Source organism: Bacillus sp. JJ1127, from assembly GCF_036965845.1.
Lineage (GTDB): Bacteria > Bacillota > Bacilli > Bacillales > Bacillaceae_G > Bacillus_A.
The window spans coordinates 1-12,267 of record NZ_JBALQK010000071.1 but is presented as its reverse complement, the minus strand read 5'-3'; the positions used below and the strand labels follow the sequence as shown (position 1 = coordinate 12,267).

The following is a 12,267-nucleotide window of genomic DNA, read 5'->3' as shown; positions in this document are numbered from 1 at the left end:
ATCACGTAAATATATGTCTTGTTCTTCTATTTTAAAAACTGGATTTCCTTCAAAAGGAGTAATTTCTTCTAAAATTTCTTCAAAATAACGGACGTATAATACAGAAAGATTTTTCTTTTGATCATTTACTATATATGTAACTTCAGATCTATTAAAAAAATCTTCAGATGTATTAGGTTGTGCTTTTTCTAACTCATATCCCGCATAACCTATTATAATCATCCACTTTCCCTCTCTTCCTTCTTTTGCTTTATTCTAACTCATTTTCTGAATAAATAAAATATTTTCCGATGTCTCCCTTAGTAAAGATCATACAAAATCTCATTTTTATATAAAAAATAGCTTTAGTATACTTTAATTTACCTTTTTATTTTCCTTGAAGTTTGTCATAATAATATTATTGTCTCAGTTTTTTTACACAAGGAGAGTTGTAGTTATGTCGTTTTCATGGAAACGTTTCTTACAAATAGGGAAAATTATTTTCCCATTTGTTGTATTAACCATTGTATTCTTTCAAGCTCGAAAAGAACTATCAGGTATTTCATTTCGTGAAGCGATTGAAACAATTAAAAACATTCCAACTGGAGGAGTTTTTTTAGCGATTACACTTGGTGCATTTGCTGTATCAACAATGTTCTTTTATGACTTTGTCATGCTTCGTTATTTAAAAGCAGATATACCCGTGCAAAAAATCTTCCGTGTTTCATGGACAGCCAACACATTAAATGGATTTCTTGGTTTTGGTGGCCTTGTTGGAGCAGGTATACGAACAATGTTATATCGGCCCTATGTAAAAGAGAGTGGCAAGCTTATTAAAAGCATTGCTTGGATGACAACTGCTTTTATTAATGGATTAGCTATCCTCTCATTCCTCGGCCTTATCGGAATATTAGATACACGTTTTATTCTGCATGAAAAACCTTGGTTATGGCCTGTACTCATCTTTTTTGCTCTTTTTGTACCGATATATATTGGATTTTCCAAAATTAAAAGTCGAAAACAGCAACCTGCCGAAGGACAAGAAGAGGAGAAAAATCCAACCATTCTATATTCAATTGTTTCTTTAGTGGAATGGCTCTCTGCCGGTATCGTCATGTATGTTATTTTAATATTATTTGGAATTGACATCGATTTCCAGAAGTTTTTAGGGGTTTATGTCATTGCAGCATTAGCTGGAGTTGTTAGTCTTGTACCAGGTGGTCTCGGTTCATTTGACCTTGTCTTTTTAACCGGTTTGGGACAATATGGTATTGATACAGGCGTATTATTACCCGCAATGTTATTATACCGCCTCGTGTACTATATTTTACCATTTTGCCTTGGTTTAATTTTTGCTGCTTTTGAAATGACAGGAGCCGCTCTTAAAAAGATTGAGGATAAGCCATTTATTGCGCCTGCCTTAGAAACAACAGGTGTCATTTGGACCTTACAACGTGATTTCTTAGGAAAATTAGGCTCATGGGCATCCGCTGCTCTAACCGTCTTTGCTGGCTTAATGGTTATCTTATCAACCATTTTACCAACAAGTATAAACCGTGCTCATGCATTACATATTTTAGCTCCAAAACATTTGATTCAAATTTCTTTTAGTTTGTCGTTAACATTTGGTATCCTTCTCCTTATTCTATCAAGAGGCATCTACTACGGAACGAAACGTTCCTACTATATGACGATTGTTTCTTTAATTGGAGCTGCCATTTTTAACACACTAAAAGGGATTGACATTGAAGAAACTTTTATATTACTCATTGTACTCGCTGTACTATATATGCTTCGTAAAAGATTTGTACGTGAGAAAATGGAAGTTTCACTTTCTGATGTAGTAAAAGCCATAATATTTTCACTACTAATATTATACTTGTACAAAAACTTAGGTATTTTATTCGCTGGAGCAAAAGAAGCTTTCAAACCAGATTTTGTTGTCCGCAACATTACACAGGTAAAACGAAGTGCACTTTCAGCTGCTTTCTTTGTTCCAACCTTTTTACTCATCGGTTCTCTTATCGCGAATCGCTACCGTAGTGTATTTCCTGGGCAACCAGCAAACGATAAACGTTTGCAAAATTTCTTAGATGAGCATGGGGGAAATGTACTAAGTCATTTAGGGTTTTTAGGAGATAAACAATTCTTCTTTAGTAGTGATGGAAAAGCACTTCTTTTATTTTCAACAACTGGAAAACGACTTGTTGTACTTGGTGACCCAATTGGAGATCCTTCTGCTTTCCGTACCGTACTACAAGAATTTTTAGCTGCAGCGGATCGATTTGGGTATATTTGCGTCTTCTATCAAATTGAAAGTAAATGGATGAGCTTATATCATGATTTTGGCTATAACTTCTTTAAACTCGGTGAAGAAGCCGTTGTTGATTTAAATACGTTTACGATATCGGGGAAAAAGCGCGCTGGATTACGAGCTACTTTTAATCGTTTTGAACGTGAAGGCTATACATTTGCTATTCATCAACCACCATTTTCAGACGAGTTATACGAAGAGCTAAAAAAAGTATCAGATGCTTGGCTTGATGGAAAAAAAGAAAAGGGCTTTTCTCTTGGATACTTTGATCGTGAATATATAAGCCGTGCTCCTATCGCTACTTTATCTGATGCTGAAGGTAAAATCATTGCATTTACAACGTTTATGCCAGTTTATCAAAGTGGTATCCTTTCTGTTGATTTAATGCGATACTATCCTGATGCACCTGGTGGAATTATGGATGCAATCTTTATTCATTTATTCCAATGGGCAAAAGAAAACGATTATCACTCCTTTAATATCGGTATGGCCCCGCTCTCTAATGTTGGCTTATCAACACAATCGTTTTGGTCTGAACGAGTTGCTGCAGCGATTTTCAACAATGTCCGTTATACGTATAGTTTCAGTGGATTACGACATTTTAAAGAAAAATACAAACCTGCATGGAGCGGAAAATATTTAGCCTTTCGGAAAAATCACTCTTTACCGATTACAATGCTTGCCGTAACGAAATTAATAGGAAAACGAAAAAACAGCTAGAATTCTAGCTGTTTTTTCGTTTCTGAACTTGTATGACAAACTCTTTTTCGTACTTTTTACCATTTAAATAAAAAGTACCCCATATTTTATACATTCCTTCTTCCGGAAATGTAATACGATATTGTAATTGTTCGTCTTCATTGGTAGGAACTGCATATAAAAAATGCTCTCTCTTTTCATCAACAATATAAAGAGCCGCATGTTCTCCTGTATCAGAATTAAATTTCACCCTTTCTCCTTTCTTCATCTGAAATTGGAATGTTAATGTAGCAGCTTCATTTGGATGCAGGGCCCCAAATAAAAGAGACATTTGATAGTCACCAATTTTTTTTGTAAGTACAGTGTCTGCAACTAGACTTTTTTGTTTTTTCTTGTCTTCTTCCCCAAAATCTTTCTTAGAAAATGATTGCTCTGTCTTCTCACGATCTTCATATAAGAAAATGGTATAAGCGGTATCTTTCGCTATACCCGGAGACAATTTATATGAGCCATTACCAGTAAATGTAGGTTTTATTTGCTGCATTCCTTTCAACTGTTCGTCTACAATAATCGCTCGAATCTGATCATTCACTCCACGAACCTCATTGTTATTTTTATTGAACAATTGAAAGCTAATGTCTACTTTTTCATTTCCTTTTCTATTTTTTATATCCCATTTTACCTCTCGAATATCCCCTGTTGTTTCTGTCGTTCCTTTATACTTTTGCATGTAGAATCCACCAGCTACAATAAATAGTAAAGCAATTAGCCCAATGACAAGATTTTTCAAACAATCACCTGCCATACTTTTTATAAATTATGACACAATTATTGCACCTATCTCTGCAAACAGAATATTGTTATACATCCATTCTATTTTTTCGTATAAATATCCTCTGTAAAATAAAGGAAAACAGTCACCAAAAGAAAAATTCACCATAAATAGTGCATTAAATAACAAACTATTGAAAACAGTATACTCTGTATATACTACAAACAAGAAAAAGATTTTAACTAACTTTAGGTAAGAAATCTTCCTCCTCACTTTGCGCAAAAATGATGAAGTGTTCTTTGACAAGTGATTATACAAAGTTGAGTAGATAAATAAAATGCGAAAACTAAGCAACCCCTTCTGCTCGTAAAATAATCAAGGTATCGAAAGAATCTCATCCCTCTAAGTAGTTCACTTGGTAGGGTTCCTAGTGTATAATGCAAATGATGTTAATTTATATCTATACATAACAAGGAGGTTTTTTTATGAGCGTTCATATTGAAGCAAAACAAGGCGAGATTGCTGAATCTATTTTATTACCTGGCGATCCATTACGTGCAAAGTATATTGCAGAAACATTTTTAGAGGATGTAACTTGCTACAACAACGTGCGTGGCATGTTAGGTTTCACTGGAACTTATAAAGGAAAGCGTGTCTCCGTTCAAGGTACAGGCATGGGTGTTCCTTCTATTTCTATTTATGTGAACGAATTAATCCAAAGCTATGGAGTGAAAAACTTAATTCGCGTAGGTACATGTGGCGCAATTCAAAAAGATGTAAAAGTACGCGATGTTATTATCGCAATGACAGCTTGTACAGATTCTAATATGAATCGTTTAATATTCCCAGGGTTTGATTTTGCACCAGCTGCAAACTTCGACCTTTTAAAGAAAGCATATGATGCTGGAACAGAAAAAGGATTACACGTTCGCGTTGGTAATGTCTTAACAGCAGATGTGTTCTACCGCGAGAGTATGGACATGGTTAAAAAGTTAGGTGAGTACGGTGTATTAGCAGTAGAAATGGAAACAACTGCCCTTTATACATTAGCAGCAAAATACGGCGTAAACGCATTATCTGTATTAACTGTAAGTGACCATATCTTCACTGGAGAAGAAACAACATCTGAAGAGCGTCAAACTACATTTAACGAAATGATTGAAATCGCTTTAGATGCTGCAATTCAACAGTAATATGCAAAAGAACTTGTCATACGTCTGGCGAGTTCTTTTTGTCATATATAAAATGAAAATACAATTCAACTTCATTAACAATTTATATGACTTTTTACAAAAAACTACTCCAGAGCGGGACAGATTTTCAATTCCTATTTTCTTTTGACGTTTGTTATAATAAAGAAAATATTTATACAAGTACTCTTTTATGAGGTGAAAAAGTGAAAAAAAGAAGTATCGTCTTTAAACTATTTTTATTAACAGCAGCACTATTTACTATTACTTTTCTCCTTTTTTTCATTGGACAATCGCTATATTTAGAAAAATTTTATATCGATAAAAAAGTAAAAACCGTCCAAACTGCTTTTGAAAAGTTTTTATCAAATTATAAAAAAAGTGATGGTTCATTTGAAGAAACAAGAAAATTGAAACAAGAGTTTCACGAAAAAACCAATGCTGACATCGTTTTTTTAGACCGCAACGGAATTATAAAAGATGAAAATAATTATTATATTGAAATTGTTGATACTACATCTAATAAAACATTTTCGATTCCACTTAACAATATTTTAACGATAGATGAATACAATAAATTCATGAACTTACAGCTAAAAAATAATGTTCTTATTCAAGTAACAGGAATTTTAAAAGACAATATAATTATCCCTGCTCGAATTGGAACCTCCTATAATTCATGGCAAAATGATAATCTTATATCTGACTTTAAACTATTTAATATTGATTTACCAAAATCTCAGAACAACAAGTATTCCAAAACTCCAACACTTCACTTTGATACATTTGAAGGGGTTATTTCTAAAATACATCTTCCTTCAAAAAATGAGATTCGCCTTGCAAATAATTTAGAGATATTACAAGCTGCTCAGCACTTGGGATTATCTATCGTGCTTGGTCAAACGGATCCAAACAAATTAACTACTTATACAATAGGTGGCGAAGATGAAGTTAAAAGTCAAATTTTTGTACAACCTATTATTGAAAACAAAGAAATTAAAGAATTTGCTTTTGCAATGACTTCCTTACAGCCTGTCGATGAAGCAATGCTCGTTTTAAAAGATTATTACGTCTATGCATTAATCATCGTATTTTTTGTTATCATTTTGCTATCCTTTTATTATTCAAAAATCATTGTTAAGCCACTTATAAAAATGAATCGTGTTACAAAAAAAATGGCTAATTTTGATTTTAGTGAAAAATTACCTGTTTCAGCAGATGATGAAATCGGTGGTTTATCTAATAGTATCAATACACTATCTGTAAACTTAAAAGACCGCATTGACCGATTAAATGTCGCAAATGCGAAATTACAACAAGATATCGAGCGAGAACGCCAATTAGAAAGAACTCGAAAAGAATTTATTTCTGGTGTATCTCATGAATTAAAAACACCGCTAAGCGTTATTAGAAGTTTTGCAGAAGGCATTAAAGATGGTGTCAGCAAAGATACCACATACTATACGGACGTTATTTTAGAAGAGACAGAAAATATGAATCGACTCATCGTTGAAATGCTGGAACTAGCAAAATTAGAATCTGGCACGTATAAATTAGAAATGACCGCCTTTTCCATTGGTGAACTTGTTCAGCAAGTATATACAAAGCTATTATTTAGTGTGGAGGAAAAACACTTACAAGTAGAGATTGATGCAAATCCTTCTATATATGTCGAAGCAAATCGAAATCGTATTGAACAAGTTGTTGTGAATTTACTCAGCAATGCCATCCGCTATACACCTGATGGTAAAGAAATCAGTATTCGCGTTATAGAGAAAGAAGATAAAGTAAAAGTAGAAATTGAAAACACTGGTAATCCAATTCCAGATGAAAGCTTACAAAAAATATGGGATCGCTTCTATCGTCTAGACGCCTCACGAAGCCGCCATACTGGAGGAACTGGACTTGGTCTATCTATTGTAAAAAACATTTTAGAACTTCACCGTGCCAACTACGGTGTGTATAACACCGATGATAGTGTTGTGTTTTATTTCGATTTACAAAAAGTAAAAGAAGTCAAATAATTTGTCTCAATTTCACTAGGAGTTCACATGGAATTCACACTCTCCCTTTATAGTAGTAACCAAGTTAATCCTTTCCTTTACACATATAAAAGAGGAGAGTGCGTGAAATGAAACAAGCAGGACAACCTATTCAAAACGAAAAACAATTAGAAAAAATCAAAAATATACTTTTACAATCTTCGAAACGTGATGGCTTATTATTCGTATTAGCTGTAAATTCGGGCCTAAAAGTAAGTGAAATCTTACAATTAAAAGTCGGTGATGTGATTGATGAAAACGAAAATGTTCGCCATTCCATTTTATTTTACAATGAAAAAGTAAAGAAACATAAATGGTTTGCTGTAAACGAAGACTTACAGCACGCAATTGAAGATTACATGAAAGAACGTAAAACATGGAAAAGAAATGAACCATTGTTAAAGTCTCAAAAAGGAACAAAATCCATTACAAGACAGCACGCATGGTACATTTTGAACAAAGCTGCAAAAGAAGTTGGTTTAGAAGGGATTAGCTCACATACACTTCGAAAAACTTGGGGATATTGTGCATACAAATCTGGTGTTGATATCGCATTTTTACAACACTTCTTTGATCACAGTACTCCATCCAAAACTTTAAAGTATATCGGTATTGCATAAAAGAATACACATAGTTCTTATACATAAAAAAGGGTACCAACTTTATGACTGGTAGCCTTTTTTATGTTTTATATTCTCTTTTCTTGTTTCTCCTATATTGTAGTGGTACTCTAATAACAAGGGGGAGAAATTATGGACACATTAACAATTGAATTACCAAAAGAAATAGCAGAAAAACTCGGTTTATTAAAACAAGCTTATCAAAAGAAAACAGGTGCTACAATCTCAGAAAGCACACTCGTTCAATCACTTATCTCCAAGGAGTTTATTCAAGAAATAACTCCTTTTGATTTACAACAGTATGTCACTGAAAAAGAACAGCGCTAATCGCTGTTCTTTCTTTATTTCCCCTCTTTTTTCTACACTTGAATCTTAGCCAGTCTACTTCTGTCCAAACCTGAATACTACTGAATATTTTCCAAAATACATAAAATTTTTATTTTATTTCTGAAAAACTGTTGACAATGATAATGATAACCATTATCATTTATTATGAAGCCAACAATTGATGAATCAAACAAACGCTCAGTAACACATTGTTACCCCTCTTTTTCATATAGAAAAACACTGTACATTCCCCCTGTTTGTACAGTGTTTTTCTTTTTGTCCCGCTATTCATGAACAGTAAAAACTTCTCCTCCAACTTTAGCAAGAGCAAAAAAGTTAAGTGTGGAATTCACTTTATATTTATTCAAATAAATTAAGCTGTTCCGGCTTTGGTTCCCCATATGTAATATTCATCATTTCCATGAGTTGTTTTGCATTATCCGCAGCATCTCCGCCTGAATTATTGTTAAATAATACGTATATGTTATTTGTCTTCTTCTGTAATCTCACTAATCGTTCTACCCATTCTTCTAACTCTTTTTTATTGTAGCGATATAAGCAGCGCACTGCTCGCCAATTTTCTCCTTTATCGAGCCATCCATGAACATTACGACCATGAAAACGAATCAGTGCCATTTCAGAATGAGTTGCTTCTAATACAAGTGGAACAGAACCAATTCCAGCTTGCGGCTCATCACAAATCGTGTGAATCCACTTTTCCTGTTCTAAAAATTGCAATGTCTTATCATACATATTGGAATGAAACCATGTTTGATTTCGGAACTCTATGGCACAAGGTAACCCTTCCATTTTTTCTTTTGTATAGCGAAGTAAATCTACATTTTTCTTCTGACAATCAAACCAAGGTGGGTACTGAAATAATATCACCTTTAATTTACTTGTTTCTTGAAGCGGGAGAATCGATTGTTTAAATACTTCAAACATCTCATCAATTGTTGAAAATGGGATTTCGCCCTGCATATGCCCTGTCATTCCTTGGTATGCTTTAACAACAAAGGAAAAATCTTTTGGTGTTTCTCCGGCCCACTTTGTATAATTTCGAGCTGGTTGCATTGCATAAAATGAACTATCAACTTCAACAATGGGAAAATACTCACTATATGTTCGCAATTTATTTCTATTTTCATAGGAATCTGTATATAAAGAATCGTGATCTCCCCATCCTGTTAATCCAATGGAAATCAATCTCATCCCTCCTTTCTCCTATTCACATTCATCTTATCGCATTCCATGCTTTATTTCAGAATCTCTTTATAAAAATATGATATACTAGGTGGAAAAATTTTTAAATTGAGGAGTTATTTATTTACGCTTCAAGAGGATACTATTTTATCTCATGAAAATCAAATAAAAGAATTAGAAAATAAGGTTCGTTTTTATGAACAATTAGTGAGTCAATTACCACATCATTTTACATATAAAAACCCCCAATCTCTTTTCGAATCTTTCTTTAAAAGTACTTCATTTTGATTATTCAATATCTCTACTCCTGCTGTCAGAGCATGCTTAAACAATACAACCGATTCTCCTTCTTTACGTTTCTTTACCTCAAATTTACCCTAGCTTAACGCTCATTTTGTATGATAAATAATGAAGACAATGATAGGAAAGAGGGATGAAAATGAAAGTTTTATCGTCAATACACTTTTGGATCACCCTTATATTCTGTATCGTTTTATGTTCAGGATTCTTTTTGACTTTAGAATACACCTTAACATCACAAGCAGCAGAAAACCGCAAGATAGCTTCATACGAGCTGTTATATGCAAAACAAAATACAGTACCTCTTTCGTCTTCCACACATAAAGAAAAAAGAGTTATGAAAGGAATGATTATTACAAAAGCTTCCTCTTATCATGATCTAATTCAAATTGCAAAAGAGATTCAAGAGCAATATAACAATCAAGAAATTGATGAGGTTACATTATCCATTCACAATAAAAATACTGGAGAATATGAAGAAGATCTACCTTATGAACCAGTTAGCAAAGGAACCATTTCTATTACTTATAGTTCGCCAGTTCATGCTAATACAAGTGTTCTTCTCAATAAATAATCATTCATCCTCTACGGGATTTTTTCACTTCATGTAAAAAAGAGGCGAATATAATCATTCGCCTCTTTTTCTTCTTAAAAGAATGGAATCCACTCTTTCACTTTATCCAGCCATTCTTTTTGTTGGTCTTTTCTTTGTTTTTCTTCTTCTTTTCGTCTTTTTTCTTCTTCAACCGTCTTTAACTGTTTTGTATACTCTGTTTCTGATATTAACGATAATTGAAATGCTTTTTGAGCAGGATTTTCATCAGCCTTTTTCATGATATCTCGGAACATCGTCGTCGTAATTTGGCTACCACCTGGTACGTAATGTTCGCTATCTGTCTTATCGTATCCTACCCAGATTGCACCAACTAAATCTGGAGTATAACCAACAAACCAAGAATCTTTTGCTCCACTACTTGGACCACCTACAATTTGAGTTGTTCCTGTTTTACCAGCTGTATCAATATTTTTTAGCTTTGCCTTTTCACCCGTCCCCTTTTCAACAACACCTTTTAGTAAGTACGTCATTTTTTGGGCGGTTTTCTCACTCGTTACACGAGTTTCTTTTTTATACCATTTTCCAACCGTTTCCCCTTCGGCATTTTGGATTTCCCTAATTGCATGTCCTTCAACTTGTACACCATCATTAGCAAGAGTTGCATAAGCCTGAGCCATTACAAACGGAGAAGTTCCAGTATGCATTCCGCCTAAAGCAATAGGGTAAGTACGGTCTTCCTCTTCTAATGGAATACCAAAACGCTCTAACGACTTCAAACCTTTTTCTAATCCGATTTGTTCTAATAACCAAACCGCTGATACATTGTAAGACTTTGCGACCGCTTCATACATTGTAACATCGCCATGAAAAGTATGATCACTGTTTTGGGGCGTATAATCCTTTATAGTAAGCGGTTCATCTTTTAACACATCATACACTTCATACCCTTGCTCTAAAGCTGGCACATATACTGCAAAAGGCTTCAAAGTTGATCCTGGTTGCCTTTTTAATTGCGTTGCATGATTAAATTGTAAAAATTGATATGATCCCCTACCGCCAACTAATGCTGGCACACCACCAGTTTTTGGATCCATAAGCACAATCCCCGTTTGCATCATTTGATCTGAACTGCTTCCTTTAAAGTAACTATCATTGTTGACAACATCCTCTACCGCCTGTTGTTTTTTCGGATCAAGCTCAGTATAAATACGATAGCCGCCAGCTAAAATTTCATTTTGCGTTAATTCATATTTCTCCATCGCTTCCCTTACAATATAATCTACATATTGCGAGTATTTTCCTTTGTACTTATCATCAACACCTCGGCGTAAAACAAGACCCGTTTCTTTCTCCTTGTTATACTGCTCTTCGGTAATATATCCTTGCTCTTTCATTAATGCTAAAACAACGTTACGTCTTTCAATTGATTTATTAAAATTTTTATACGGCGAATAGGTCGATGGCGCCTTAATTAATCCTGCTATTGTTGCAGCTTCTGCTATTGTTAAATCCTTTACCTCTTTATCGAAGTATGATTTAGCAGCCTTTTTTATACCCCAAGCACCTTCACCAAAGTAAATTTGATTCATATACATTTCAATAATTTCATCTTTTGTATACGTACGCTCTATTTTTTTTGTTAAAAAGTACTCTTTAACTTTCCGTGAAAATGTACGTTCTTGTGTTAAAAATACATTTTTTGCAAGTTGCTGCGTAATTGTACTACCACCAGCAACTACTTCCCCCGCAGTAAGGTTTTTTAATACCGCACTCATAACTCCACTATAAGAAATACCATGATGTCTAAAAAAATTCTTATCTTCCACCGCTACAATTGCTTGAACCATAACATCAGGAATATCTTTTCTTTTAATTCCTTCTGTTTTTGAAGATGATAGCTTCGCTGCCACTTCTTTATTTACATCATAAATAAGTGTCGGTTGCGGAACAGCCTGTTTTAATGCAGATATGTCTTGAATGGATATCATTATATTTACAACAACAAATAGAGTAATAAATAAACCGCCAAAAATAAATAATATATTGCGCAGTTTCTTCCTCTTGTTGAACCACTCAAGCATGTTCTTTAAATGAGTGTTGTTCAATTTCATTGATCCACTTCCTTCATTTGTTTACACTCGTATTAGAAAAAGGAAGAAACTCCCTCCTTTTAAATTCATTATAATATCGTAATACCTCCTTAGGTGTAAAGTATTTCTTTTACATTCATACTTTTTACAAGAAAAGGGCATTCTACAAGTAAGA

General features: G+C 33.9%; 9 protein-coding genes and 2 pseudogenes. 7 read left to right on the top strand and 4 right to left on the bottom strand.

Going from position 1 to position 12,267, the window contains the following annotated elements; all coding sequences use genetic code 11:
• Positions 1-222 (bottom strand): annotated as a pseudogene (locus V7183_RS08935) (hypothetical protein); the annotation flags it as partial.
• Positions 223-436: 214 nt separating this feature from the next.
• On the opposite strand from V7183_RS08935, the gene mprF reads away from it, so the two are divergent.
• A complete protein-coding gene (mprF, locus tag V7183_RS08930) occupies positions 437-3,013 on the top strand; it encodes a bifunctional lysylphosphatidylglycerol flippase/synthetase MprF (RefSeq protein ID WP_335359249.1) in 2,577 nt (858 codons plus the stop codon).
• 4 nt (positions 3,014-3,017) lie between these two features.
• On the opposite strand, the gene V7183_RS08925 is transcribed toward mprF, so the two are convergent.
• Positions 3,018-3,797: a hypothetical protein gene (locus tag V7183_RS08925; RefSeq protein ID WP_335359248.1), complete on the bottom strand. Its 780-nt coding sequence runs from the start codon at positions 3,795-3,797 to the stop codon at positions 3,018-3,020.
• Positions 3,798-4,249: 452 nt separating this feature from the next.
• Between V7183_RS08925 and deoD the strand changes: the two genes are divergently transcribed.
• The 4 genes from deoD (at position 4,250) to V7183_RS08905 (ending at position 7,943) form a co-directional block, all read left to right on the top strand.
• Positions 4,250-4,957: a purine-nucleoside phosphorylase gene (deoD, locus tag V7183_RS08920; RefSeq protein ID WP_097897284.1), complete on the top strand. Its 708-nt coding sequence runs from the start codon at positions 4,250-4,252 to the stop codon at positions 4,955-4,957.
• A gap of 203 nt (positions 4,958-5,160) precedes the next feature.
• Positions 5,161-6,978 carry a sensor histidine kinase gene (locus V7183_RS08915; protein ID WP_097897285.1) on the top strand — a complete coding sequence of 606 codons (1,818 nt, stop codon included), beginning with the start codon at positions 5,161-5,163 and terminating at the stop codon, positions 6,976-6,978.
• 107 nt (positions 6,979-7,085) lie between these two features.
• The gene (locus tag V7183_RS08910; RefSeq protein ID WP_097897286.1) at positions 7,086-7,616 is read left to right on the top strand and encodes a tyrosine-type recombinase/integrase; all 531 of its coding nucleotides are present in this window, start codon (positions 7,086-7,088) and stop codon (positions 7,614-7,616) included.
• A 132-nt stretch (positions 7,617-7,748) separates the two neighbouring features.
• A complete protein-coding gene (locus V7183_RS08905) occupies positions 7,749-7,943 on the top strand; it encodes a DUF3924 family protein (protein ID WP_097897287.1) in 195 nt (64 codons plus the stop codon).
• 360 nt (positions 7,944-8,303) lie between these two features.
• On the opposite strand, the gene V7183_RS08900 is transcribed toward V7183_RS08905, so the two are convergent.
• Entirely contained in the window at positions 8,304-9,149 is an 846-nt protein-coding gene (locus V7183_RS08900) for a DUF72 domain-containing protein (protein WP_335359250.1), read from the bottom strand.
• A gap of 105 nt (positions 9,150-9,254) precedes the next feature.
• Between V7183_RS08900 and V7183_RS08895 the strand changes: the two are divergent.
• Together V7183_RS08895 and V7183_RS08890 are read left to right on the top strand one after the other, a co-directional pair.
• Positions 9,255-9,392, top strand: a pseudogene (locus V7183_RS08895) (PAS domain-containing sensor histidine kinase); the annotation flags it as partial.
• Positions 9,393-9,585: 193 nt separating this feature from the next.
• A complete protein-coding gene (locus tag V7183_RS08890; protein ID WP_335359247.1) occupies positions 9,586-10,020 on the top strand; it encodes a hypothetical protein in 435 nt (144 codons plus the stop codon).
• A gap of 74 nt (positions 10,021-10,094) precedes the next feature.
• On the opposite strand, the gene V7183_RS08885 is transcribed toward V7183_RS08890, so the two are convergent.
• Positions 10,095-12,113: a transglycosylase domain-containing protein gene (locus V7183_RS08885; protein WP_335359246.1), complete on the bottom strand. Its 2,019-nt coding sequence runs from the start codon at positions 12,111-12,113 to the stop codon at positions 10,095-10,097.
• Positions 12,114-12,267 lie beyond the last annotated feature (154 nt).